Below are 23,361 nucleotides of genomic sequence, written 5' to 3'. Positions count from 1 at the left end.
CGGCCTTTCTAGGGGGTCAGGGACCGGGGGACACGAGGGCGTGGCTGTCCTGGGCGGAGTTCCCGCCCCCGGTACAGCTGTCCACGCCGTCCAGCTCCGGCAGCGGCGCCCCGACCAGGCCTGCGGCCAGCGTGCTGCCGTCTGACGCGTCGATGACCAGGAACGCGCCCGTGCGGCGGTTCCGGGAGTAGTCGTCGACGGGGACAGGCTCGGCCGTGCGGACCGAGACCTGGCCGATCTCGTTGAGGCCCAGCGAACCCGGGCTCTCGGTGCTCGCGAGCTTCTGCTCGTCGAAGCGGTTGCGCAGTTCGGTGACGATCGCCTGCACGGTCCGGGTGCCGTGCTTGACCAGCACGCGCGCGCCCGGCGTGAGCGCCTTCTCGGCCAGCCAGCACACGGTGGCCTCGAACTCGTCGGTGACCTTCGGCGCGTCACCGGACGCGATCAGGTCGCCGCGCGCGATGTCCAGGTCGTGCGCCAGCAGCAGCGTCACGGACTGTCCGGCGGCGGCCTCCTCCAGCGGGCCGTCCGCGGTGTCGATCTTCTCGACGGTGCTGCGCAGACCGGAGGGCAGGACGGTGATCTCGTCGCCGACGCGGACCGTGCCCGCCGCCACCTGACCGGCGTAGCCGCGGTAGTCCGGGTACTCGGCGGTGCGCGGCCGGATGACGTACTGGACGGGGAACCGGAAGGGCGCGTCGTGCGGGTCGGGCTCGACCGGCACGGTCTCCAGGTGCTCCAACAGGGTGGGCCCGGAGTACCACGGGGTCTTGTCCGACCGCTCCACCACGTTGTCGCCGGCCAGGGCGGACACCGGGATCTCCACCACGGCGTCCTCGGGGAAGCCGAGGGCGGTGGCGTGCGCGGTGAACTCCTTGGCGATGCGGGAGAAGGTGACCTCGTCGTAGTCGACCAGGTCGATCTTGTTCACCGCGAGGACCAAGCGCGGCACCCCCAGCAGCGCGAGCACGGCGGCGTGGCGGCGCGTCTGCTCCACCACACCCTTGCGCGCGTCCACCAGGAGCACACCCAGTTGCGCCGTGGACGCTCCAGTCACCGTATTACGCGTGTACTGGACATGCCCGGGTGTGTCCGCCAGCACGAAAGAACGCTTCGGGGTGGCGAAGTAGCGGTAGGCCACGTCGATCGTGATGCCCTGCTCCCGCTCCGAGCGCAGTCCGTCGACGAGCAGGGACAGGTCCGGGGTGGTCAGGCCGCGGTCGGCGCTGGCCCGGTGCACGGCGTCCAGCGTGTCCGCCAGCACGGACTTGGTGTCGTAGAGCAGCCTGCCGACCAGCGTGGACTTACCGTCGTCCACGCTGCCCGCGGTGGCCAGCCTCAACAGGTCGCTCATGGTTAGAAGTAGCCCTCCCGCTTGCGGTCCTCCATCGCGGCCTCCGACAACCGGTCGTCGGCCCGGGTCGCACCGCGCTCGGTCAACCGCGACGCGGCCACCTCCGCGATGACGGCCTCGATGTCCGCCGCGTCCGACTCCACCGCGCCCGTGCACGAACCGTCGCCGACGGTCCGGTAGCGCACGGTCTTGCTCACGAGCTGCTCGCCTTCACGCGGGCCGCCCCACGGGCCTTCCGCCAGCCACATGCCGTCGCGGAGGTAAACCTCGCGCTGGTGCGCGTAGTAGATCGACGGCAATTCGATCCCCTCCCGCGCGATGTAGTGCCAGACGTCCAGCTCGGTCCAGTTGGAGAGCGGGAATACCCGCACATGTTCCCCCGGACGGTGCCTCCCGTTGTAGAGGTTCCACAATTCGGGACGCTGCCGCCGCGGCTCCCACTGGCCGAAGGCGTTGCGCAGGCTGAAAATGCGCTCCTTGGCGCGGGCGCGTTCCTCGTCACGGCGTCCGCCGCCGAAGACGGCGTCGAACTTGTGAGTGGTGATCGCGTCCAGCAAAGGCACTGTCTGCAAGGGGTTCCGGGTGCCGTCCGGGCGTTCCTGGAGTCGGCCGTCGTCGATGTAGTCCTGCACGCTGGCCACTTCCAGGCGCAGGTTGTACTTCTCGACCGTCCGGTCCCGGAAGTCGATGACTTCCTGGAAGTTGTGTCCGGTATCGACATGTAGGAGGGGAAAGGGAACCGGCGCGGGCCAGAACGCTTTCACCGCCAGGTGCAGCAGCAGGGTCGAGTCCTTGCCGCCGGAGAACAGGATCACCGGCCGGTCGAACTCGCCCGCGACCTCGCGGAAGATGTGGATCGCCTCGGATTCCAGGCGTCCCAACGTGTCCAGAGCTGTGCCCACGCTCATCCGTGCAACCCGCATTCCGTCTTCGAAGTACCGGCCCAGCGGCCACTGCGCGGGTCCTGGCCCGGCAGCGGCTTCGAGGTGCACGGGGCGCACCCGATGGACAGGTAGCCCTCCTGCACCAACGGGTTCTCCAGGATCCCGTGCTCGGCGATGTAGGCGTTGAACCGCTCGTCCGACCACGGCGCGATCGGGTTGACCTTCACCAGCCCGTTGCGCTCGTCCCACTGCACGATCGGGGTGTTCGCCCGGGTGGGCGCGTCCACGCGGCGCACGCCGGTCACCCACGCGTCGTAGTTGGCCAGCGTGCGCTGCAAGGGGATCACCTTGCGCAGGTGGCAGCAGCGGTTCGGGTCGGTCTTGTTCAGCAGCCCGAACTGCGCTTCCTGGTCGGCCACCGACTGCTCGGCCGCCGCGTTGACGATCCGCACCTCCGGGTAGACCAGGTCCACCGCGTCGCGGGTGCCGATGGTCTCGGCGAAGTGGTAGCCGGTCTCCAGGAACAGCACGTCCACGTCCGGCTTGACCTTGGTGGCCAGGTCGATCAGCACGGCGTCCTGCATGTTCGAGGCGACGATCCAGCTGTCGCCGAACGTGCGGGCGACCCACGCGAGCGCTTCCTCGGCGGTGGCGTCGGCCAGTTCCACCGAGGCGGCCTCGGCGATCACCTTCAGTTCCTCGACCCGGGTGGGGGCGGTCATCGCTGAACCTCCTGCGGGAGATTGAGACCCACGAACTTGACGGTGAACACGCGCCGGCAGGCGGCGCACAACCAGGAGTACGACGGCTCTTCCTGCGGCCGAAGGTCTTCGTCGCCGCAGTAAGGGCAGTAGAACGGAGTAGCGCGCTCGCTCACTTCAGGTCCGCTTCGTCAGCGCGGGCGACCCACTGGGCGAAGCGCTCGTCGTCCTTGCGCTGCGCCACGAAGTTGCGCACCACCCGCTCGACGTAGCCGGACAGCTCGTCGGCGGTCACCTTGTGGCCGCGCAGCTTCCGGCCGAACCCGGCGTCCAGGCCCAGGCCGCCGCCCAGGTGCACCTGGAAGCCCTCGACCTGGTTGCCGTCGGCGTCGGTGACGATCTGGCCCTTGAGCCCGATGTCCGCGGTCTGGATGCGGGCGCACGAGTTGGGGCAGCCGTTGATGTGCACCGAGATCGGGGCGGTGACACCCTCCACGATGTCGGCCAGCCGCGTCTCCAGCGCCGACACCAGCTCGACCGCTCGCTTCTTGGTCTCGACGATCGCGAGCTTGCAGAACTCGATGCCGGTGCACGCCATCACGCCCCGCCGCCACGGCGACGGCTCGGTCTGCAGCCCCAGCTTGGCCAGGTCCGCCTGGAGCGCCTTGACCTCGGACTCCGGCACGTCCAGCACGACCAGCTTCTGCTGCGGCGTCAACCGGACCCGGGTGGACCCGGCGCGCTCGGCCACCTTGGCCACCTCGACCAGCGTCGACCCGGTGACCCGGCCCGCGATCGGGGCCGCGCCGACGTAGAACAGGCCGTCCTTCTGCTGGTGCACGCCGATGTGGTCGCGCGGGATCGCGGGGGTCTCGGGCGCGGGGCCGTCGATGAGCTTGCGCTTGAGGTACTCGTCCTCCAGCACCTGCCGGAACTTCTCCGGGCCCCAGTCGGCGACCAGGAACTTGATCCGCGCCCGGTGCCGCAGCCGGCGGTAGCCGTAGTCGCGGAAGACGCTGATCACGCCCTCCCACACGTCCGGCACCTCGTCCAGCGGCACCCACGTGCCCAGCCGCTTGGCGATCATCGGGTTCGTGGACAGCCCGCCGCCGACCCACAGGTCGAAGCCGGGGCCGTGCTCGGGGTGGTCCACGCCGACGAAGGCCACGTCGTGGATCTCGTGCGCCACGTCCGGCAGGCCGGAGATCGCGGTCTTGAACTTGCGCGGCAGGTTGGAGTAGCGCGGGTCGCCGATGTAGCGGCGCAGGATCTCGTCGATCGCGGGCGTGGCGTCGATCACCTCGTCCTGCGCGATGCCCGCCACCGGCGAGCCGAGGATCACGCGCGGGCTGTCGCCGCAGGCCTCCATGGTGGTCAGGCCGGCGTCCTCCAGCTTCTGCCAGATGGTGGGGACGTCCTCGATGCGGATCCAGTGGTACTGCACGTTCTGCCGGTCGGTGATGTCGGCCGTGTCGCGCGCGTAGGTCTGGGACAGCTCGCCGATCAGCGCGAGCTGCGCCGTGGTGAGCCGGCCGCCGTCGATGCGGACGCGGAGCATGAAGTACTCGTCGTCCAGCTCTTCGGGTTCCAGCGTGGCCGTGCGGCCACCGTCGATGCCGGGCTTGCGCTGGGTGTACAGGCCGTACCAGCGGAAGCGTCCGCGCAGGTCGGCGGGGTCGATCGAGTCGAACCCGCGGTGCGCGTAGATGTTCTCGATCCGAGACCGGACGTTGAGCGGGTTGTCGTCCTTCTTGCTCCGCTCGTTCGGGTTCAGCGGCTCGCGGTAGCCCAGCGCCCACTGCCCCTCACCCCGGCGCTGCTTGGGGCGCGGGGGTGTCGTCGTCGGGGGGACCATCTCGTCCTCCGGGTTTCGGGGCGCTGGTGCGCGTGCGAGTCCCGGTGGATCCGTGGTGGGGGTCTCGTCAGCGCACCCGGCGCCGACGGGAACATGAGTCGGGCGCGGGCTATGCCGAGCGGCGGCACATCGCGCTGGAAACACGACGGAAGTCCACGTGGCGGCGGACCACCAGGCGCACTCCGTTCGACGTCATGGTTTGCAGCGTGCCACGCGTCCACCCCGTGGTCCACCGCCATCCGCATGGTGGGACGGGGGTCGGCGTCCTGCTAAGTGGGAGGATGGGTCCATGCCCTCCGCCCTGCCGACCGGCGACCCCGCACCCCCGGACGGCTCACTGCCCGTGACCGCGCTGGCGGGTCTCGGCACCCGCCCGTTCGGTGTCTACGTGCACGTGCCGTTCTGCGCGACCCGCTGCGGCTACTGCGACTTCAACACCTACACCGCCGGTGAGCTGGGCACTTCCGCCTCCCCGCAGTCCTGGCTGGAGGGGTTGCGGCGCGAGCTGGACCTGGCCGCGGGCGTCCTGGGCACCCCGCCGCCGGTGGACACCGTGTTCGTGGGCGGTGGCACACCGTCACTGCTCGGCGCGTCCGGGCTGGCGGACGTCCTCGACGCGGTGAGATCGTCTTTCGGCCTGGCGGGTGACGCGGAAGTCACTACGGAGTCCAACCCGGAGTCGACCTCGCCGGAGTTCTTCGCCGCGATCCGTGACGCTGGTTACACGCGGGTGTCGCTGGGCATGCAGTCGGCGGCCCGGCACGTCCTGGCGGTGCTCGACCGCGTCCACACCCCGGGCCGTCCGGTCGCGGCGGCCCGGGAAGCGAGGGCGGCCGGGTTCGACCACGTGAACCTGGACCTCATCTACGGGACGCCGGGGGAGTCGGTGGACGACCTCCGCGCGTCGCTGGACGCGGTGCACTCGTCGGGCGTGGACCACGTGTCGGCGTACGCGCTGATCGTGGAGGAGGGGACGGCCCTGGCCCGGCGGGTCCGGCGCGGCGAGCTGCCCATGCCCGACGACGACGTGCTGGCCGACAAGTACGAGCTGATCGACACCGCCATGACCGCGCAGGGGCTGCGCTGGTACGAGGTGTCCAACTGGGCGGCCGGCCCGTCGTCCCAGTGCCGGCACAACGTCCTGTACTGGCAGGGCGCCGACTGGTGGGGTGCCGGCCCGGGCGCGCACAGCCACGTGGGCGGGGTCCGGTGGTGGAACGTGAAGCACCCGGCGAAGTACGCGTCCCTGCTGGCTTCGGGCGTCTCGCCGGCGGCCGGCCGGGAGCTGCTCTCCGACGACGACCGGCGGGTGGAGCGGGTGTTGTTGGAACTGCGCCTGGCGGTCGGGCTGCCCGTGGACGTCCTCGACGACGAGGGGCGGGCGGAGGCGAAGATCGCCGTGCGGGACGGGCTGCTGGAGGAGGCGGCCTTCGCGGAGGGCCGGTGCGTGCTGACCGACCGGGGACGGCTGCTGGCCGACGCGGTGGTCCGGCGACTCACGTGAGTCGGACGCCCGCCGAGTGCCCGATCACGCGGTAGCCCAGCGGCCCGTAGACCCGGTCCACCTTGTGGTCGGGCTCGGTCTCCAGGAACGGCCGGTGCCCGGCGGCGAACACCCGCTCGCTCAACCGCGCGGTGATCAACTGCCCGATGCGCCGGCCCCGGAACCGCTCCAGCACCCCGATCCCGGCCACCTGCGCGAGCCCGCCGGCCGGTGCGACGGCCAGCCCGGCACCCGCCGGCACCCCGTCCACCAGCGCCATCAGCAGCACAGCGCCCTTGCTCAGCATCGACCGCTGCCGCCGGATCGCGGCTTCCCTGATCAGCGACCCCACGCCGAACGCCGCGTTCTGCACGTCCGTGGCCGCCACCAGCTCGTCGTCGGTGACGGGTTCGACCAGCTCGACGCCCGGCACGTCCGGCACGCGCAGGTCGTCGGGTTCGACCGCCATCACCGGGTACTCGCGCTCGACGGTGAACCCGGCGCGGTCGAGCGCGGCATCCAACACAGGCACCGGCCTGATGTACTCCAGACGCGGCACGCGGTTCTTTGCCCGGAACAACGAGACCAGCTCGGCCACGTCCTCGTCGGTCGGCTCGGCGTCCGCCTCGGGCACGGCGTAGTTGGAGTACACGTCGTCCGAATCGGCGTCGAAGCGCACCAGGAACGGCCCGACCCGGGTCGAATCGGCCCGAACGGACTCCCGCAGGGCGGTCTGGATGTGGTGGAGCACACCTCACGCTATCCGCGGCGGCCGAACCCACACCACGGAGTTTCCCTATGAGCGCTCCTACCTCCGTAAACTTGAGGTGAAGCAGGTCGTCGATGTGGAGGTGACGCGCGTGAACGCGGACGAGCGCCGGTTCGAGGTGCTGCGCGCCATCGTCGCCGACTACGTCTCCAACCAGGAGCCCGTCGGGTCGAAAGCGCTGGTCGAGCGGCACAACCTGGGCGTTTCGAGCGCGACCGTGCGCAACGACATGGCCGCGCTGGAGGAGGAGGGGTTCATCACCCAGCCCCACACCAGCGCCGGCCGCGTGCCCACGGACAAGGGGTACCGGCTGTTCGTGGACCGGCTCAGCGACGTCAAGCCGCTGTCGTCGGCCGAGCGGCGCGCCATCCGGAGCTTCCTCGACGGCGCCTACGACCTGGACGACGTGCTGCGCCGCAGCGTGCGCCTGCTCGCCCAGCTGACCCGGCAGGTCGCGGTGATCCAGTACCCGACGCTGAGCCGGTCCACCGTGCGCCACCTGGAAGTGCTCGCCATCACACCCGCCCGGCTGATGCTGGTCCTCATCACCGACACCGGCCGGGTGGACCAGCGCAGCGTGGACCTCGGCGACGTGATCACCGAGGAGAACGTCGCCCGGATGCGCACCCTGCTCAACCAGGCGATGGTCGGCAAGCGGCTCGCGGACGCGTCCGCCGAGGTCGCCGAGCTGCCCGACCACGCGCCCGCCGAGCTGCGCGACGCCGTCACGCGGGTGAGCACCGTGCTGATCGAGTCCCTGGTCGAGCACCCGGAAGAGCGACTGGTGCTGGGTGGCACCGCGAACCTCACCCGCAACGTGGCAGACTTCCCCGGTTCGCTGCGCCAGGTGCTGGAGGCGCTGGAGGAGCAGGTCGTGGTGCTCAAGCTGCTCGCCGCGGCCCGCGACCCCGGCACGGTCCTGGTGCACATCGGCGAGGAGAACGAGGCGGCCGAGATGCGCAGCACCTCGGTCGTGTCCATCGGCTACGGCAGCCGGGACAAGCTGCTCGGGGGCATGGGAGTGGTGGGTCCGACGCGGATGGACTACCCGGGGACGATGGCGGCCGTGCTCGCGGTCGCCGGGTACGTCGGGGAGATCCTCACCTCCAGCTGAGCCGGGAACACCGAAGGCGCACAAGACGTTTCGCAAGCGAGCGAGCGCGCGGTCCGCGCGCGCCCGCAGGAGGACACACGGTGGCGAGGGACTACTACGGCACGCTCGGGGTCTCCAAGAACGCGACACCCGAGGAGATCAAGCGCGCCTACCGCAAGCTCGCGCGCCAGCTGCACCCGGACGTCAACCCCAACGAGGAAGCGCGCTTCAAGGAGGTGACGGCCGCCTACGAGGTGCTGTCCGACCCGAAGAAGCGGCAGGTCGTCGACCTGGGCGGCGACCCGTTGGAGCCGGGCGGCGGTGGGATGCGCGACCCGTTCGCGGGCGCGGGGTTCGGTCTCGGCGACATCATGGACGCGTTCTTCGGCGCGGCCGGCGGTGGCCAGCGCGGTCCGCGCAGTCGGGTGCAGCCCGGTTCGGACGCGCTGATCCGGCTGGCCATGACGCTGGAGGAGTGCGCGGCGGGCGCGTCGCGGGAGTTGACCGTCGACACGGCCATCCTGTGCGACGTCTGCACGGGCAGCGGCTGCGCCGAGGGCACGTCCCCGGTGCGCTGCGACACGTGCGGCGGGCGCGGCGAGGTGCAGTCGGTGCAGCGCTCGTTCCTGGGCCAGGTGGTCACGGCGCGGCCGTGCCCGGTGTGCCGCGGGTTCGGCGAGGTCATCCCCGACCCGTGCCGGCAGTGCGCGGGCGAGGGCCGGGTCCGGTCGCGGCGCACCATCTCGGTGCAGATCCCGCCCGGCGTCGCCGAGGGCATGCGGGTGCGGCTCGCGGGCCAGGGCGAGGTCGGCTCGGGCGGCGGCCCGGCCGGTGACCTCTACGTCGAGGTCGAGGAGATCCCGCACGAGGTCTTCGAGCGCGACGGCGTGAACCTGCACTGCTCGGTGCGCATCCCGATGACCACGGCCGCGCTCGGCGCGGTCCTGCCGCTCCAAACCCTGGACGGCGAGGAGGAGCTGGAGATCGAGCCGGGCACCCAGCCCAACACGGAACTGGTGCTGACCGGCCGGGGCATGCCGCGGCTGCGCTCCAGCGGCCGGGTGGACGGACGGGGCGACCTGCACGTGCACCTGGAGGTCGTGGTGCCCACCAAGCTCGACGCCCGCCAGACCGAGCTGCTGCGCGAGCTGGCGTCGGTGCGCGGCGAGGAGGAGCCGTCGCTGGCCCACAACGGCAAGGGCGGCGGCGGGCTGTTCTCGCGGCTGCGCTCCGGGCGCGGGCACCGGTGACGCTGCCGGTCTTCCTGGTCGCCGCGCTGCCCTCCGGGTCCGAGGCCGTCCTGGACGGTCCGGAGGGCAGGCACGCCGCCACCGTGCGCCGGCTGCGCGCGGGGGAGGAGCTGGTGCTCTCCGACGGGTCCGGCGCGCAGGTGCGCTGCGAGGTCGTCGAGGCGTTGAAGGACTCGCTGCGGCTGCGGGTGGTGGAGCGCTGGGTCGTGCCCGCGCCCGCCCTGCGGGTCGTGGTGGCGCAGGCGCTGGTGAAGGGCGACCGCGGCGAGCTGGCCGTGGAGCTGGCCACCGAGGCGGGCGTGGACGGCGTGGTGCCGTGGAAGGCGTCCCGGTGCGTCACCAAGTGGGACGACGGGCCGCGCGGCGCGAAGGCGTTGGAGCGCTGGCGGGCGACCGCGCGGGAGGCCGCGAAGCAAGCTCGGCGGGCCCGGGTGCCGGAGGTCGCCGACCCCGTCTCGACCCCCGGCTTGGTCCGTCTGGCGCAGTCCGCTGCTGTCGCATTGGTTTTGCACGAGTCGGCGTCGGACTCCGTGGCGTCCGTCGAGCTCCCCCGCGAGGGTGACGTGCTGCTCGTGGTGGGACCCGAGGGCGGCATCGCTGAAGAAGAGCTGAAGGCATTGACGCAGGCAGGCGCGCACGTTGTGCGACTGGGCCCTACCGTTCTGCGAGCTTCGACGGCCGCGGCGGTGGCTTTGGGTGCGCTGGGTGTGCTGACCGATCGCTGGCGGTAATGGGTGTCGAGTTCTTCTGGCGAACGCGGGATATAGGGGTTACTCTCATGGCCTGAGGGGTTGCATTGGTCTAGTCGGATTCGGCCCTTCAGAGCAGACTCGCCGGACACCTCCCCCCTCGGTCCGGCGTCGCCGCGTCGCGGTGGGGCGACCCCCAGGTCCCATCGCGACGCGGCCCTCTTTTTGTGGAGGGTGTTTCCTTGCGGCGTGTCCTCTACGGCACCCATCCGAGCCAGTTCGGTGAATTGTCGTCACCGGCCGGCGGTGATTCGTTCCCCGTTGTCGTCGTCATCCACGGCGGTTTCTGGCACCAGCGCTACGGACTCGAACTCGGGCGTCCCCTGGCGGCCGATCTGGCGGCGCACGGGGTGCGGGCGTTCAACGTCGAGTACCGGCGGGTGACCGGCGGCGGCGGGTGGCCGGAGACCGGTGACGACGTCCTGGCGGCCATCGACGCGCTCGACGCCGACGTGGTGACCCTGGGCCATTCGGCGGGCGGCCACCTGGCCGTGTGGGCGGCGGCCCGGCACCCGCGCGTGGTCGGGGCCGTGGCGCAGGCCGGCGTCCTGGACTTCCTCCAGCACCCCCAGATCACCCGGCGGGCCGCCGAACTGCTCGGCGGGACGCCCGACGAGGTGCCCGCGCGGTACGCCGACGCCTCTCCGGCGGCCTTGCTGCCCATCGCCAAGCCGATGGTGCTGGTCCACGGCACCGAGGACGAGGACGTGCCCGTGGCGCAGAGCTCGGCGTTCGCGGCGTCCAGCGGGGCGGAGTTCGTGGAGCTGCCCGGGGTCGGGCACATGGAGCTGGTCGACGTCGAGCACCCGGCGTGGGCGGTCTGCCGCGACGCCGCGCTGCGGCTGGCCCGCTAGCCTGCCGCGACGCCGTGCCGTGGCCGGCCCGCTAGCCTGCCGCGACGCCGCGCTGCGGCCGGCCCGCTAGCCTGCCCGGCATGTCCTCCGACTGCCTGTTCTGCCGGATCGTCAAGGGCGAGATCCCGGCGACCATCGTCCACGAGACCGAGACGACCACGGCGTTCCGCGACATCTCGCCCCAGGCCCCGACCCACGTGGTGCTGGTGCCCAAGCTGCACTCGCCCGACGCGGTGTCCCTGGTCAAGGCCGCCCCCGGCGTGCTGGACGACCTCTTCCGCGCGGCCGGGGAGGTCGCGGAGGCCGAGGGCCTGGGCACCGGCTACCGCCTGCTGTTCAACACCGGCGAGGACGCCGGCCAGACCGTCTTCCACGCCCACCTGCACCTGCTCGGCGGGCGCAAGCTCGGCGCCTTGGCCTAACCGAGGGCCTGCATCACCGGCGCCCACAGGCGGTCACGGGCGCCGGTGAACTCGCCGCGCACCATCAGGTCCACCTCGAACCTCGGCGGCATCCCGTGCGCGGACAGCCACGCCGCCAGCTCCGGGTCCCGCACGTCCACCCGCGACGGACCGTCCGCCACGTCGCTGATCAGGGCTTTCGCCTCGGTCAAGGACCCCGCGACGACGGGTCCGAGCATCAACCGGTCGGTGTTGCGCCAGGAGCCGACGAACCCGTCCGCCGACACCCGGACCTCGCGCGCGAAGTCGAAGTACTCCGCCCACATCGCCGACCGGTCCGCGCCGAACACCTCCGCGTCCTGCTTCACCAGCCGCTCCCGGTCGGTCACCGGCTCGCTCACGCCGGCTCTGGGCACGTCCAGGGTGCCGAAATGCCCAGCGACCATCCCCACCGACCGGAAGCCGAGCTTCTCGTAGAGCGGCTTGCCGAACCCGGTCGCGTACAGCGACGCCACGGGCGTCCCGGCGGCGTCCAGGGCGTGCTCCACCAGCCGCCGCCCCAGCCCGCGCCCGCCGTGCGAGGACGCCACCAGCACCATGCTCACCGCCGCGTGCTCGTCACCGAACCGGGTGATGATCGTCGTCCCGACCAGGCGCGGACCGTCGAACAGGCCGAAACCGGCGCCGACCCGCAGCAGGAAGCCCCACTTGGCTTCCTCCGGCGGCCAGTCCCGGTCGGCGGCGAGGGCGAGGCAGGCGGGCACGTCGTCCAAGGTCAGGGCGCGCACAACGGTCACACCGACGAGTACACCCGACCCGTCCACCCGGTTTCTTACTCCGGTGCGGACTGTCGGTGCCGGCGGCTAGCATCGAGTGCGGTAGGTCAAGTTCAACACGAGTTCGGCGCGCACGCGCAGGAAGCAGGCCCGAGGCCACGTGGCCGACACCGCAGACACCACGCCGCAGGCAGGCCCTGCGGCCGACGCCCAGTCCAAGTTCGCCGTGCCCGACGGCGCGGTGCTCGCCCTGCTCGGGTCGCGCGACGAGAACCTCCGGCTCGCCGAGGAACTGCTCGACGCCGACGTCCACGTGCGCGGCAACGAGATCACCCTCTCCGGCAAGCCCGCCGACGTGGCGTTCGCCGAGCGCGTGTTCTCCGAGCTGGTGACCCTGGCCAACCGCGGCCAGGAGGTCGGCCCGGACACGGTCCGCCGCACGGTGGCCATGCTGTCCGCGGGCACCGGCGAGTCGCCCGCCGAGGTGCTGAGCCTGGACATCATCTCCCGCCGGGGCCGGACGATCCGTCCCAAGACGCTGAACCAGAAGCACTACGTCGACGCGATCGACAAGAACACGGTGGTGTTCGGCATCGGCCCGGCGGGCACGGGCAAGACGTACCTGGCCATGGCGAAGGCCGTGCAGGCGTTGCAGGCCAAGCAGGTCAACCGCATCATCCTGACCCGGCCGGCGGTCGAGGCGGGCGAGCGGTTGGGCTACCTGCCGGGCACCCTGTACGAGAAGATCGACCCCTACCTGCGCCCCCTGTACGACGCGCTGCACGACATGGTCGACCCGGAGTCCATCCCGCGCCTGACCCAGGCCGGCACGATCGAGGTCGCACCCCTGGCCTACATGCGTGGTAGGACCCTGAATGATGCCTTCATCATCCTTGATGAGGCGCAGAACACCACGCCCGAGCAGATGAAGATGTTCCTCACCCGCCTGGGCTTCGGGTCCAAGATCGTGGTGACCGGCGACATCACCCAGGTCGACCTGCCCGGCGGGCAGCGGTCCGGGCTCAAGGTCGTCAAGGACATCCTCGAAGGCGTGGACGACGTCCACTTCTCCGTCCTGACCAGCAACGACGTGGTCCGCCACCGGCTGGTCGCCGACATCGTGGACGCCTACGAGAAGTGGCAGGTCGAGCAGGACGAACGCGACCTCGGCCAGGACCGGCAGAGCCACGCCGGACCCGGTGCGCGGTCCCGGGGGCACCGGCGGGGACGATAGGCGCCGTGAGCATCGAGATCGCGAACGAGTCGGGCGTGCCGGTGGACGAGGCGTCCATCGTCGCCGCCGCCCGATTCGCGCTGGACCGGATGGGCGTCAGCCCGCTGGCGGAGCTGTCCGTCCTGCTGGTGGAGCTGGACGTGATGGCCGACCTGCACCAGCGCTGGATGGACCTGCCCGGCCCGACCGACGTCATGGCCTTCCCGATGGACGAGCTGGACTCGGCCCGCCGTCCCGACGCGACGGGCCTGGGTCCGGCGCTGCTCGGGGACATCGTGCTGTGCCCCGAGTTCGCCAAGGACCAGGCCAAGAAGGCGGGTCACAGCCTGCTGGACGAGCTGCACCTGCTGACCGTGCACGGCGTGCTGCACCTGCTCGGCTACGACCACGCCGAGCCCGCGGAGGAGCGCGAGATGTTCACCCTGCAGAACCGCATCCTGGGCGACTTCCGCACGGCGACCGCCGAGGCGCAGCGCGCGTCGGCCCAGCGCGAGGCGGACTCCAAGCTGCTCGGGGCGGTGGGCCTGGAGGACTCCGACGAGACCTCCGGCAGGCCCGACCCGGACGCCTGACCCGGGGGCCGTGGTGATCGGGGACTCCACCAGCCTCCTCGTCCTGGCGGTGGCACTGGTGCTGGCGGCGGGCATGTTCGCGGGCGCGGACGCCGCGCTGGGCACCGTGTCGCGGGCGCGGGTCGAGGCGTTGCAGCGGCAGGGCCGGGCGGGCGCGAAGCAGTTGATCGTGGTGCTGGCCGACCGGCCGCGGCACGTCAACCTGCTGTTGTTGCTGCGGCTGGGCTGCGAGCTGTCGGCGACCGTGCTGGTCACCGTCGTGTGCCTGCGGTTGATCGGCACCGGCTGGGTGGCCGTGCTGGTCGCGGGCCTGAGCATGCTGGTCGTGTCGTACGTGCTGGTCGGCGTCGGTCCGCGCACGATCGGCCGGCAGCACCCCTACGCGGTGAGCTTGCTGGCCGCCGCGCCGATCCGGGTGCTGGGGCGCGTGCTGGGACCGTTGTCGCGGCTGCTGATCCTGGTCGGCAACGCGATCACGCCGGGCAAGGGCTTCCGCGAGGGCCCGTTCTCCTCCGAGGTCGAGCTGCGCGAGCTGGTCGACATGGCGCAGGAGCGCGGCGTCGTGGACGAGGGCGAGCGCGAGATGATCCACTCGGTGTTCGAGCTGGGCGACACCATCGCGCGCGAGGTGATGGTGCCGCGCACGGAGATCGTGTGGATCGAGCAGACGAAGTCGGTGCGGCAGGCGTTGGCGTTGTCGTTGCGCACCGGGTACACGCGGGTGCCGGTGATCGGTGAGAGCGTGGACGACATCGTCGGCGTGGTGAACCTGAAGGACCTGGTGCGGCGGACGCTGGCGTCGGAGCCGAACGGGACCGTGGTGTCGGACGTGATGAAGCCGGCGTCGTTCATCCCGGACTCGAAGCCGATCGCGGACCTGCTGCGCGAGATGCAGCTGTCCCGCAACCACCTGGCGATCGTGGTGGACGAGTACGGCGGCACGGCGGGCCTGCTGACGATCGAGGACATCCTGGAGGAGATCGTCGGCGAGATCACCGACGAGTCCGACACCGACGACCGGCCGCCGGTGGAGCACCTGGTGGACGGGTCGGTGCGGGTGAGCGCGCGGCTGCCGGTGGACGACCTGGACGCGCTGTTCGGCACCGAGCTGGACGACCACGAGGTGGAGACCGTGGGCGGCCTGCTGGCGCAACGCCTGGGCCGGGTGCCGCTGCCCGGCACGGAGGCGGAGATCGCGGGCCTGCGGATGCGGGCCGAGGGCGGCAAGGACGAACGCGGGCGGATGCGCATCACGACGGTGCTGGTCCGCCCGGTGCCCGACGCAGACGACGACGAGGGGACCCCCGGTGAGTGAGCTAGACCCCGAGGACCAGAAGATCATCACCCTGGCGAGGTCGGCCCGCGCCCGCACGGGCGCCGCGGAAGGTGCCGCCGTCCGCGACACCGACGGCCGCACCTACGCCGCCACCACCGTCGCTCTGCCGTCTTTGCAGCTCACGGCGTTGCAGGCGGCTGTCGCGGCGGCGGTGTCGAGCGGTGCCGAGGGCTTGGAGGCGGCGGCCGTGGTGACTGGGGCGTCGTCGGTGGACGAGGCGTCGGTGTCCGCGGTCCGCGACCTGACCGCGTCGGCCCCGGTCCTGCGCGCCGACGCGTCCGGTGCTCTGGTCGAGACCCTGTAGATGCGCAACTACGTCACGGTGTGCCGCGGCTGCTGCTGCGGCACTACCAAGAAGCACCCTGACTACGACCACGAAGCGCAGCTCGCCCGGCTCCAGGAGGTCGCGGCCCAGTCCGGCGGCACGGTCCGCCTGCGGGTCGCGGACTGCCTGGACGCGTGCGAGAGCTCGAACGTGATCGTGGTCAAGCCGGCGGGCGCGAAGCCGGTGTGGCTGGGCTTCGTCCTGCACGACGCGATCATGGACGACCTGGAGAAGTGGCTCCGCAACGGCGGTCCGATGCCCGAGGTGCTGGAACTGAACCGCATCACGCCGCCCAAGCAGTAGCCTGGACACCATGATCGAGAGAATCGAGTCCTGCGCACGCCGGTGAGCGAGCCGACCGGGGACCAGCCCCGGATCTCCCTCTACGACCACGCCGTGCGCCTGCACACCCGGCACCCCGACGGTCCACTGCCCGGTGAGGGCAAGCCCTACCCCGACGAAGCCCGCTACAAGGCTCGCCCACGTCGATCGGACAACCGCGACCGGCGGCGAGACGGTGCGGACGTGGCCGAGGCCCTGGACCGGCACTTCGCCGCCCCGGACGCCGATCCCGCCGCGCTGGCCGTCGTGCTCGACGGCTTCGACGCCCCCATCCACCTCAATGACCACATCACGGCTGCCGCGCTGCGCGCTGACCACGACCGGGTCCAGGCGACCGGCCGGTGGCTGGTGCGGTACGGCACCGGCCGGGACGCCGTGGTGGTCGGCCTGGCACTGCTGGCCGCCGACTGGGACCCCGACGACATCCCGCTGATCCGCACCATCGGACTGCTGTCGAACACCTTCGGCTCGCTCGCCGCGGACGCCCTGAAGCGGCGCCGCGGCGGTTCCGAGGCGCTGGTGTGGCTGGGGGACCGGGTGGCCGGGTGGGGTCGGGTGTACGTGGTGGAGGCGTTGTGCGCCTGGGGTAGTGGGTCCGCTCGTGACTGGCTGCTGCGGAAGGCATGCGACGGGGACCCCCTGAACGGCTACTTCGCGGGCGAGGTGGCCACGGCCGCCCACCTGCACGAGGCCATCACCGCGCCCGAGGCGGACGACGAGTTGGTGGACCACACCGGCCGGCTGCTGCGGATCATGGCGGCCTCCCGCGGCATGGGGCTGACGCTCGCGGACTACCCGCCCGCGCGGCTCGTCCTGGAAGCGCACGCCCGGCACCTGTCGAACCAGGAGCCCGCGGTGCGGCGCTACCAGTACGCCGCCGAGGTGGCCAACGCCGTGTTCGAGGACGGTGCGGGCCTCGCCGAGGCAGACCGGGACCGGATCGTCGCCGGCTACCTGTCCACGCTGGACCGCGACGAGTGGTGCGCGGTGGCCCAGGCGGACGCGAGCGAGGACGACCCCGATTGGTGGGGCTGGTTCCTCGACTTCAAGACGGTCCCGTTGCGGGCGTTCCCGTGAGTGGTCCAGGGGTGGTCCGGCGGGTTTCCCGGGCACAGGGACAATGGGGGGATGGATGGTTACCGCTCCGGGTTCGCGTGCTTCGTCGGCCGGCCCAACGCAGGCAAGTCGACGCTGACCAACGCGCTGGTGGGGACCAAGGTCGCGATCACCTCCAGCAAGCCGCAGACGACCCGGCACACCATCCGGGGCATCGTGCACCGCGAGGACGGCCAGCTCGTCCTGGTCGACACCCCCGGTCTGCACCGCCCCCGGACGCTGCTCGGCCAGCGCCTCAACGACCTGGTCCGCGAGACCTGGTCGGAGGTGGACGTCGTCGGGTTCTGCGTGCCGGCCGACCAGAAGGTGGGGCCCGGCGACAAGTTCATCGCCGCCGAGCTGCAGAAGATCGCCAAGCGCACCCCGGTCATCGGGATCGTCACCAAGACCGACCTGGTCAGCCAGCAACAGGTCGCCGAACAGCTGCTCGCCCTGCAGAACGTGATGGAGTTCGCCGACCTCATCCCGGTCTCCGCCCAGGACGGCTACCAGGTCGACACGCTCTCCGACCTGCTGGTCGGCAAGCTCCCCGAGGGCCCGCCGCTGTACCCGGACGGCGAGCTGACCGACGAGCCCGAGCAGACGCTGGTCGCCGAGCTGATCCGCGAAGCCGCCCTCGAAGGCGTGCGGGACGAGCTGCCGCACTCCATCGCGGTCGTGGTCGAGGAGATGCTGCCCCGCGAGGGTCGCGACGACCTGGTGGACATCCACGCCAACGTCTTCGTGGAGCGCCCCAGCCAGAAGGCGATCATCCTGGGCCACCGGGGCGAGCGGCTGAAGCAGGTCGGCATCACCTCCCGCCGGCACATCGAGAAGCTGCTGGGCACCCGCGTCTACCTGGACCTGCACATCAAGATCGCCAAGGACTGGCAGCGCGACCCGAAGCAGCTCCGTAGACTCGGGTTCTGATGGCCAACCTGTACCGGGACACGGGCGTGGTCCTCCGGGTGCAGAAGCTCGGCGAGGCGGACCGGATCATCACCCTGCTCACCCAGAAGCACGGCAAGGTCCGCGCGGTCGCCAAGGGCGTGCGGCGGACGTCGTCGCGGTTCGGCGCTCGGCTGGAGCCGTTCGGGCACGTGGACGTCCAGTTCTACCCGGGCCGGTCGCTGGACGTGGTGACCCAGGTGCAGACCCTCGACGCCTTCCACGTCGACCTGGTGGACGACTACCAGCGGTACACGGCGGCGTGCGCGGTGCTGGAGACCGCCGACCGGCTCACCGCCGAGGAGGGTGAACCCGTCCTGCGGCTGTACCTGCTGGTCACGGGGGCTTTGCGGGCACTCGCGGCCAAGGAACGGGACCCGTCGCTGATCCTCGACGCGTTCCTCATGCGGGCGATGGCGTTCGCCGGCTGGGCACCCGCGGTCAACGAGTGCGCCCGCTGCGGCGACCCCGGACCGCACCGCGCGTTCAACGTGCACGCGGGCGGTCTGGTGTGCCACAACTGCCGCCCGCCCGGCAGCGCCCAGCCCAACCAGGACACCCTGCGCCTGCTCGGCGCGCTGCTGCACGGCGACTGGGACGTGGTGGACGGCATCCCGGGCGGCCCGCGCCGCGAGGCCAGCGGCCTGGTCGCCGCGCACCTCCAGTGGCACCTCGAACGGCAGCTGCGCTCGCTGCCGTTGGTCGAGCGCAAGGCCCCGCTGGCCGACGGATAGCCTGCCGCAGTCCCCACCCAGACCCGAGAGGACCCCCATGCTCCGCCGACGGCGGGTCGAACGCGTCCAGCGCGTTCCCAAGCCCCCCGAACCGCACCCCTCCGGCGCCACGCCGCCCGCGATCCCGGCCGAGTTCGTGCCGCAGCACATCGCGATCGTGATGGACGGCAACGGGCGGTGGGCCAACCAGCGCGGGCTGTCCCGCATCGAGGGGCACAAGCGCGGCGAGGCCGTCGTCGTCGAGGCCGCCAAGGGCGCCATCGAGATGGGCGTGAAGTGGCTGTCGCTGTACGCGTTCTCCACGGAGAACTGGCGGCGCAGCCCCGAGGAGGTCCGCTTCCTCATGGGCTTCAGCCGCGACGTCATCCACCACCGCACCGACGAGTTGGACGAGCTGGGCGTGCGGGTGCGCTGGGCGGGGCGGCGGCCGAGGCTGTGGCGCAGCGTCATCAAGGAGCTGGAGGTCGCCGAGGAGCGCACGAAGGACAACGACGTGCTCAACCTCGCGATGTGCATCAACTACGGCGGCCGGGCCGAGATCGGTGACGCGGCGCGCGAGATCGCGCGGCTGGCGGCGGCGGGCAAGCTCAACCCGGAGAAGGTCGACGAGCGGACCATCAACCGGTTCCTGTACCAGCCGGAGATGCCGGACGTGGACCTGTTCATCCGCCCGTCGGGCGAGCAGCGCACGTCGAACTTCCTGCTGTGGCAGTCGGCGTACGCGGAGCTGGTGTTCCAGGACATCCTGTGGCCCGACTTCGACCGCCGGGACATGTGGAACGCGTGCGAGGCGTTCGCCCGGCGCGACCGCCGCTTCGGTGGCGCGGTGGACAAGCCCGAAGAGGAGAGTTCGTGACCGACGAAGACCCTGCCGACGCAGTCGAGGCTGGCGACGCAGTCGAGGCCGCCGATGCGGTCGAGGCCGCCGATGCGGTCGAGGCCGCCGACGCCGCCGTGACCGCGGAGCTGCTCACCGGCGCCCGTGAGGCGCTGGAGCTGTTCCACGAGGTGCACGTGGACGACGACGGCGCGCTGAGCTTCCGGCACGGTGACGTGCCGTGCGCGGTGCAGGCGATGCGGCTGGCCGAGGGCCTGACCGTGCTGAGCCTGACCTGCGTGGTGGCGTGGGACCTGCCGGAGAACCGCGACCTGGCTGTGTCGGCCGCCGAACGGGCGGGTCAGGGCCTGTTCGGCACGCTCGGTGTGGTGCACACCGAGCGCGGGATGGACGTGACCCTGCGGTACGCGTTCCCCGCGGAAGGTCTCAAACCCGAACCGCTGAGCACCCTGCTCATGCTGGTCGTGTCGACGGCGTCCCAGCTGCGCGCGGAGCTGCTGGCGAACGCGGAGGGCGGTGCCTGATGGGCGGCGTGGTGGTGTACGAGCCGGACGACGACTCCGAGGTCGAGGGCTTGCCCTGGGCGATCACGTTCGAGGCGTCCGCGGGGGAGGAGTGGGCGTCCTTCGTGTGCGGCCCGTACGAGCGGGACGAGGCCGTGGCGCTGGCCGAGGAGGTCCTGGCCGAGGGGCGTGGCGTGTCGGCCGTGGTGGAGCCGTTGTTGCCGGTCAGCAGTGCGCTGGACGTGCTGTCGACGATCGCGGAGTTGCGCGAGGAAGTCGAGAACCCGTCTTAGCCGGTGGCCCGGTCGATGGCTTGGCCGGTGGCCTGGTCGATGGCTTGGTCGGTGGCCCGGTCGGTGGCTTGGTCAGTGGCTTGGTCGGTGGCGAGAACACGACTTAGGTCGGGATAGGCGGCGCGGGGCGGTCCTGGCATCATCTCGGAAGTGACCATCACTGGCGAGATCCGGGGATCGCGCCCGCGCCGCACACCGCCCAAGCTGCGCGTCACCTCTCTCGAGGTGCTGTGCGTGGTGCTCGTCGTGGCCCTGGTGTTCCAGGACTGGCTGGTGTCCGCGCTGGACGCCCCTGTCCTGCGGACAGCGTCCACGGTGTTCGTCGCGGTGTGCGTGCAGGCCTTGCCGTTCCTCGTGCTCGGTGTGCTCATCAGCGGCGCGATCGCGGCCTTCGTGCCGGCTTCTGCTTTGCGGCGGTTGCTGCCCCGGAGAACCGCGCTGGCCGTGCCCATCGCGGGTGTCGCCGGGGTCGCGCTGCCAGGGTGTGAGTGCGCTTCGGTGCCCGTCGCGCGTCGGTTGATGCAGCAGGGCGTGGCGCCTGCGGTCGCCTTGTCGTTCCTGTTGGCGGCTCCGGCGGTCAACCCGATCGTGTTGGTGTCGACGGCGGTGGCGTTCCGGGACGCGCCCCTGATGGTGCCCGCGCGGTTCCTGGGTTCGCTGCTGACGGCCGTGGTGATGGGCTGGCTGTGGGTCCGCTTCGGCAAGGCCGAGTGGATCGCCGAACGCGCCCTGCGCCGGCTGCCCGACCACGACGGCACGTCCCGCTGGGTGGTGTTCGCCGAGACCGCGCGGCACGACCTGGTCGAGGCCGGCGGGTTCCTGGTGCTCGGCGGCGTGTTCGCGGCGGCGTTCAACGTGCTGGTGCCGGCGGCGTGGATGGAGACGCTGGGTGCGCAGGTCGTGCTGGGCATCCTGGTGATGGCGCTGCTGGCCGTGGTGCTGGCGCTGTGCAGCGAGGCGGACGCGTTCGTGGCGGTGTCCATGTCCGCGCTGCCGCTGTTGCCGAGGTTGGTGTTCCTGGTGGTCGGCCCGGCCGTGGACGTGAAGCTCATCGCCTTGCAGGCGGGCACGTTCGGCCGGTCTTTCGCGGCGCGCTTCGCGCCGGTGACGTTCGTGGTGGCGATCGCGAGTGCGTTGGCGGCGGGAGCGGTGTTCCTATGAGGCGGGAAACGCAGAACATCCTGTTGGTGCTGCTGGGCGGGGCTCTGTTGAAGCTCGCTTTGAGCGGCACTTATCTGCGGTACGTGAAGGAGTCCCTGCAACCGTGGCTGGTGGTCACGGGCGGGATCATGATCGTTTTGGCGGTCGTGTCGATCGCGCGTGACCTGAAGGCGGGGCGTGAGGCTGCGGAGGGGCACGTCGAGGATGGCGGCCATGAGGGGCATGTCGGGCACGAGGGGCATGAGCACGGGAAGTCCCGCAGCCCGTGGATGCTGCTGCTGCCGGTGCTGGCGGTCTTCCTGATCAGCCCGCCGGCCCTGGGCGCGGACACCGTCAACCGGTCGGACCGCAACGCCGCCCAGCAGGCCAAGGCCGGCAGCGGCTTCGCGGCCCTGCCGTCGGACGAGGTCGTGCCGCTCACCATCAGCGAGTTCGTCACGCGGACGGCGTGGGACGACTCCGGGTCGCTGAACAACCGGACGGTTCGCCTGACCGGGTTCGTGGTGCGCAAGGAGTCGAACACCTACCTGGCTCGGCTCACGATCTCGTGCTGCGCGGCGGACGCCTCGCCGGTCAAGACGCTGATGGTGGGGCAGGACTTCACCGGGTTGCCGAACGACCAGTGGGTGGAGGCGACCGGGAAGGTCGTCCCCGGGTCGGCGACCAAGGACAACGCGTATGTGCCGACGTTCACGGTCGAGTCCCTGAACCCGATCACCCCGCCGGAGGACACCTACGAGGGCTGACGCCCTCGCTTTCAAGATCAAAAGCGGCGCTCGCCGCGCGGCAGGCCGCCAGCGGGGGGTGAAGGGCGTCGGTTCCCCCGCCGTATGGCCTGGCGGAGCCAACCACATTTTGGGTCGGGTGCCGCGAAATTTTTGGCTCGTTCCTCGCAAAAAATTTGGCCGCACCCGACCCAAAATGTGGTAGCCCTTCGGGCAGGCCATACGGCGGGGGAACCGAGGCCCTCCACCTGTGGTTGGGACCACGACACCGCGCGCTGCGCGCGGGAAAGCCCTAGGGCTTGGTGCAGCAGTCGGCGCAGGTGCCGAAGATTTCGACGGTGTGGCTGACCTCGGAGAAGCCGTTCTCCGCGGCCACCCGGTCGGCCCACTTCTCCACGGCGGGGCCCTCGACCTCGACCGTGCGACCGCACGAGCGGCACACCAGGTGATGGTGGTGGTGGGCGGAGCAGCGGCGGTAGATGGCTTCGCCCGAGTCGGTGCGCAGGACGTCCACCTCGCCGGCGTCCGCCAGGGACTGGAGGGTCCGGTACACGGTGGTCAGGCCGATGCCCTCGCCGCGCTTGCGCAGCTCCTCGTGCAGTTCCTGGGCCGAGCGGAACTCCTCCAGCGAGTCGAGCAGCTTGGACACGGCGGTCCGCTGCTTGGTGGACCGCAACCCCGGCACGTTCGTGTTGGGGCGCTCGCTCGTCGTCACAGTTCCTCCGTCCCGAGTCCTCCTGAGTTGATACCACGAGGGCCTTCGTCGACGTGGGTCACGGCGTCCACCACGATGTGCGCCAAGTGCTCGTCGACCAGCCGGTAGACGACTTCGCGGCCGTGCCGCTCGCCGTGCACCACGCCGGCCGCCTTCAGCACCCGCAGGTGCTGGCTGATCAGGGGTTGGGCCACGCCCAGGGCCTCCACCAGCTCGTGCACGCACCGGTCCGCCTCGCGCAGTTGGAGCACGATCGCGATGCGGACGGGGGCAGCCAGGGCGCGCAGCAGGTCACCGGCGGCGGACAGGGTGTGCGCGGGCTTGTTCGGGACCGGGTCGGCCGCGCCGCGCGTGGGGGAGTGCACGTGCTC

General features: G+C 71.3%; 28 protein-coding genes. 19 read left to right on the top strand and 9 right to left on the bottom strand.

What is annotated here, in order from left to right; translation table 11 throughout:
- Window positions 1-16 precede the first annotated feature (16 nt).
- Genes DFJ66_RS16050 through DFJ66_RS16030 form a run of 5 tightly spaced genes read right to left on the bottom strand, consistent with a single transcriptional unit; the run spans window position 17 to window position 4,794 of the window.
- Window positions 17-1,354 (bottom strand): sulfate adenylyltransferase subunit 1, encoded by a 1,338-nt coding sequence (locus DFJ66_RS16050; RefSeq protein ID WP_121222192.1) that lies wholly within the window; start codon window positions 1,352-1,354, stop codon window positions 17-19.
- 2 nt (window positions 1,355-1,356) lie between these two features.
- Window positions 1,357-2,262, bottom strand: coding sequence for a sulfate adenylyltransferase subunit CysD (gene cysD / locus DFJ66_RS16045; protein ID WP_246029775.1), 906 nt, complete (start codon window positions 2,260-2,262; stop codon window positions 1,357-1,359).
- On the bottom strand, window positions 2,259-2,960 hold the full coding sequence (locus tag DFJ66_RS16040; protein ID WP_121222187.1) for a phosphoadenylyl-sulfate reductase: 702 nt from the start codon (window positions 2,958-2,960) through the stop codon (window positions 2,259-2,261). Before DFJ66_RS16040 ends, cysD begins: the two co-directional genes overlap by 4 nt.
- Window positions 2,957-3,115 (bottom strand): Insertion element protein, encoded by a 159-nt coding sequence (locus DFJ66_RS44265; protein WP_121222185.1) that lies wholly within the window; start codon window positions 3,113-3,115, stop codon window positions 2,957-2,959. The genes DFJ66_RS16040 and DFJ66_RS44265 overlap by 4 nt, the downstream gene beginning before the upstream one ends.
- Complete coding sequence (locus DFJ66_RS16030; RefSeq protein WP_121222183.1) at window positions 3,112-4,794, bottom strand: nitrite/sulfite reductase; 1,683 nt, start codon at window positions 4,792-4,794, stop codon at window positions 3,112-3,114. Before DFJ66_RS16030 ends, DFJ66_RS44265 begins: the two co-directional genes overlap by 4 nt.
- Window positions 4,795-5,083: 289 nt before the next feature.
- On the opposite strand from DFJ66_RS16030, the gene hemW reads away from it, so the two are divergent.
- A complete protein-coding gene (hemW, locus tag DFJ66_RS16025) occupies window positions 5,084-6,298 on the top strand; it encodes a radical SAM family heme chaperone HemW (RefSeq protein ID WP_121222181.1) in 1,215 nt (404 codons plus the stop codon).
- Here the strand turns inward: hemW and DFJ66_RS16020 are convergent.
- Complete coding sequence (locus tag DFJ66_RS16020) at window positions 6,291-7,028, bottom strand: GNAT family N-acetyltransferase (RefSeq protein ID WP_121222179.1); 738 nt, start codon at window positions 7,026-7,028, stop codon at window positions 6,291-6,293. The genes hemW and DFJ66_RS16020 overlap by 8 nt on opposite strands.
- Before the next feature lie 109 nt (window positions 7,029-7,137).
- On the opposite strand from DFJ66_RS16020, the gene hrcA reads away from it, so the two are divergent.
- From hrcA to DFJ66_RS15995, 5 genes are all read left to right on the top strand, one after another.
- The gene (gene hrcA / locus DFJ66_RS16015) at window positions 7,138-8,160 is read left to right on the top strand and encodes a heat-inducible transcriptional repressor HrcA (RefSeq protein ID WP_121231243.1); all 1,023 of its coding nucleotides are present in this window, start codon (window positions 7,138-7,140) and stop codon (window positions 8,158-8,160) included.
- 80 nt (window positions 8,161-8,240) lie between these two features.
- Window positions 8,241-9,389, top strand: coding sequence for a molecular chaperone DnaJ (gene dnaJ, locus DFJ66_RS16010; protein WP_121222177.1), 1,149 nt, complete (start codon window positions 8,241-8,243; stop codon window positions 9,387-9,389).
- Window positions 9,386-10,120 (top strand): 16S rRNA (uracil(1498)-N(3))-methyltransferase, encoded by a 735-nt coding sequence (locus DFJ66_RS16005; RefSeq protein WP_121222175.1) that lies wholly within the window; start codon window positions 9,386-9,388, stop codon window positions 10,118-10,120. Before dnaJ ends, DFJ66_RS16005 begins: the two co-directional genes overlap by 4 nt.
- A 200-nt stretch (window positions 10,121-10,320) precedes the next feature.
- Window positions 10,321-10,992, top strand: a complete 672-nt coding sequence (locus DFJ66_RS16000; RefSeq protein ID WP_121222173.1) for an alpha/beta hydrolase family protein — start codon at window positions 10,321-10,323, stop codon at window positions 10,990-10,992.
- Window positions 10,993-11,072: 80 nt separating this feature from the next.
- The gene (locus DFJ66_RS15995) at window positions 11,073-11,414 is read left to right on the top strand and encodes a histidine triad nucleotide-binding protein (protein ID WP_121222171.1); all 342 of its coding nucleotides are present in this window, start codon (window positions 11,073-11,075) and stop codon (window positions 11,412-11,414) included.
- Here DFJ66_RS15995 and DFJ66_RS15990 read toward each other — a convergent pair.
- The gene (locus DFJ66_RS15990; protein ID WP_246029774.1) at window positions 11,411-12,190 is read right to left on the bottom strand and encodes a GNAT family N-acetyltransferase; all 780 of its coding nucleotides are present in this window, start codon (window positions 12,188-12,190) and stop codon (window positions 11,411-11,413) included. The two genes, DFJ66_RS15995 and DFJ66_RS15990, sit on opposite strands and share 4 nt — an antisense overlap.
- Before the next feature lie 139 nt (window positions 12,191-12,329).
- On the opposite strand from DFJ66_RS15990, the gene DFJ66_RS15985 reads away from it, so the two are divergent.
- The 13 genes from DFJ66_RS15985 (at window position 12,330) to DFJ66_RS15925 (ending at window position 22,296) form a co-directional block, all read left to right on the top strand.
- A complete protein-coding gene (locus DFJ66_RS15985; protein WP_121222169.1) occupies window positions 12,330-13,403 on the top strand; it encodes a PhoH family protein in 1,074 nt (357 codons plus the stop codon).
- A 5-nt stretch (window positions 13,404-13,408) separates the two neighbouring features.
- Window positions 13,409-13,975: an rRNA maturation RNase YbeY gene (ybeY, locus tag DFJ66_RS15980; RefSeq protein ID WP_121222167.1), complete on the top strand. Its 567-nt coding sequence runs from the start codon at window positions 13,409-13,411 to the stop codon at window positions 13,973-13,975.
- Window positions 13,976-13,991: 16 nt separating this feature from the next.
- Window positions 13,992-15,290, top strand: coding sequence for a hemolysin family protein (locus tag DFJ66_RS15975; RefSeq protein WP_121231239.1), 1,299 nt, complete (start codon window positions 13,992-13,994; stop codon window positions 15,288-15,290).
- Window positions 15,283-15,615, top strand: coding sequence for a cytidine deaminase (locus DFJ66_RS15970; protein WP_121222165.1), 333 nt, complete (start codon window positions 15,283-15,285; stop codon window positions 15,613-15,615). Before DFJ66_RS15975 ends, DFJ66_RS15970 begins: the two co-directional genes overlap by 8 nt.
- On the top strand, window positions 15,616-15,939 hold the full coding sequence (locus tag DFJ66_RS15965) for a (2Fe-2S) ferredoxin domain-containing protein (RefSeq protein WP_121222163.1): 324 nt from the start codon (window positions 15,616-15,618) through the stop codon (window positions 15,937-15,939).
- Window positions 15,940-15,981: 42 nt separating this feature from the next.
- A complete protein-coding gene (locus DFJ66_RS15960; protein WP_211351190.1) occupies window positions 15,982-17,055 on the top strand; it encodes a hypothetical protein in 1,074 nt (357 codons plus the stop codon).
- A gap of 51 nt (window positions 17,056-17,106) precedes the next feature.
- Window positions 17,107-18,003: a GTPase Era gene (era, locus tag DFJ66_RS15955; RefSeq protein ID WP_121222161.1), complete on the top strand. Its 897-nt coding sequence runs from the start codon at window positions 17,107-17,109 to the stop codon at window positions 18,001-18,003.
- Entirely contained in the window at window positions 18,003-18,755 is a 753-nt protein-coding gene (gene recO / locus DFJ66_RS15950) for a DNA repair protein RecO (protein WP_121222159.1), read from the top strand. Before era ends, recO begins: the two co-directional genes overlap by 1 nt.
- A gap of 37 nt (window positions 18,756-18,792) precedes the next feature.
- Window positions 18,793-19,611 (top strand): isoprenyl transferase, encoded by an 819-nt coding sequence (locus DFJ66_RS15945; RefSeq protein WP_121222157.1) that lies wholly within the window; start codon window positions 18,793-18,795, stop codon window positions 19,609-19,611.
- 98 nt (window positions 19,612-19,709) lie between these two features.
- A complete protein-coding gene (locus DFJ66_RS15940; RefSeq protein ID WP_121231237.1) occupies window positions 19,710-20,117 on the top strand; it encodes a YbjN domain-containing protein in 408 nt (135 codons plus the stop codon).
- Window positions 20,117-20,389 (top strand): hypothetical protein, encoded by a 273-nt coding sequence (locus DFJ66_RS15935; RefSeq protein ID WP_121222155.1) that lies wholly within the window; start codon window positions 20,117-20,119, stop codon window positions 20,387-20,389. Before DFJ66_RS15940 ends, DFJ66_RS15935 begins: the two co-directional genes overlap by 1 nt.
- 150 nt (window positions 20,390-20,539) lie before the next feature.
- Window positions 20,540-21,550, top strand: a complete 1,011-nt coding sequence (locus DFJ66_RS15930) for a permease (protein ID WP_211351188.1) — start codon at window positions 20,540-20,542, stop codon at window positions 21,548-21,550.
- Window positions 21,547-22,296 carry a TIGR03943 family putative permease subunit gene (locus tag DFJ66_RS15925; RefSeq protein ID WP_121222153.1) on the top strand — a complete coding sequence of 250 codons (750 nt, stop codon included), beginning with the start codon at window positions 21,547-21,549 and terminating at the stop codon, window positions 22,294-22,296. The genes DFJ66_RS15930 and DFJ66_RS15925 overlap by 4 nt, the downstream gene beginning before the upstream one ends.
- Window positions 22,297-22,567: 271 nt before the next feature.
- On the opposite strand, the gene DFJ66_RS15920 is transcribed toward DFJ66_RS15925, so the two are convergent.
- Together DFJ66_RS15920 and DFJ66_RS15915 are read right to left on the bottom strand one after the other, a co-directional pair.
- Window positions 22,568-22,990, bottom strand: a complete 423-nt coding sequence (locus DFJ66_RS15920; protein ID WP_121222151.1) for a Fur family transcriptional regulator — start codon at window positions 22,988-22,990, stop codon at window positions 22,568-22,570.
- Window positions 22,987-23,355 carry an ArsR/SmtB family transcription factor gene (locus DFJ66_RS15915; protein ID WP_246030209.1) on the bottom strand — a complete coding sequence of 123 codons (369 nt, stop codon included), beginning with the start codon at window positions 23,353-23,355 and terminating at the stop codon, window positions 22,987-22,989. The genes DFJ66_RS15920 and DFJ66_RS15915 overlap by 4 nt, the downstream gene beginning before the upstream one ends.
- Window positions 23,356-23,361: the final 6 nt, after the last annotated feature.

Origin of the sequence: Saccharothrix variisporea (assembly GCF_003634995.1) — a bacterium.
GTDB lineage: Bacteria > Actinomycetota > Actinomycetes > Mycobacteriales > Pseudonocardiaceae > Actinosynnema > Actinosynnema variisporeum.
This window is presented reverse-complemented; position numbering and strand designations above follow the sequence as displayed.

Excerpts from the sequence above, each read along its gene's own strand:
- DFJ66_RS16050 (WP_121222192.1), bottom strand. The coding sequence starts at position 1,354 with ATGAGCGACCTGTTGAGGCTGGCCACCGCGGGCAGCGTGGACGACGGT.
- cysD (WP_246029775.1), bottom strand. The coding sequence starts at position 2,262 with ATGAGCGTGGGCACAGCTCTGGACACGTTGGGACGCCTGGAATCCGAG.
- hemW (WP_121222181.1), top strand. The coding sequence starts at position 5,084 with ATGCCCTCCGCCCTGCCGACCGGCGACCCCGCACCCCCGGACGGCTCA.
- era (WP_121222161.1), top strand. The coding sequence starts at position 17,107 with ATGGATGGTTACCGCTCCGGGTTCGCGTGCTTCGTCGGCCGGCCCAAC.
- DFJ66_RS15945 (WP_121222157.1), top strand. The coding sequence starts at position 18,793 with ATGCTCCGCCGACGGCGGGTCGAACGCGTCCAGCGCGTTCCCAAGCCC.
- DFJ66_RS15925 (WP_121222153.1), top strand. The coding sequence starts at position 21,547 with ATGAGGCGGGAAACGCAGAACATCCTGTTGGTGCTGCTGGGCGGGGCT.
- DFJ66_RS15965 (WP_121222163.1), top strand. The coding sequence starts at position 15,616 with ATGCGCAACTACGTCACGGTGTGCCGCGGCTGCTGCTGCGGCACTACC.
- recO (WP_121222159.1), top strand. The coding sequence starts at position 18,003 with ATGGCCAACCTGTACCGGGACACGGGCGTGGTCCTCCGGGTGCAGAAG.
- DFJ66_RS15935 (WP_121222155.1), top strand. The coding sequence starts at position 20,117 with ATGGGCGGCGTGGTGGTGTACGAGCCGGACGACGACTCCGAGGTCGAG.
- DFJ66_RS15995 (WP_121222171.1), top strand. The coding sequence starts at position 11,073 with ATGTCCTCCGACTGCCTGTTCTGCCGGATCGTCAAGGGCGAGATCCCG.
- DFJ66_RS16040 (WP_121222187.1), bottom strand. The coding sequence starts at position 2,960 with ATGACCGCCCCCACCCGGGTCGAGGAACTGAAGGTGATCGCCGAGGCC.
- DFJ66_RS16030 (WP_121222183.1), bottom strand. The coding sequence starts at position 4,794 with ATGGTCCCCCCGACGACGACACCCCCGCGCCCCAAGCAGCGCCGGGGT.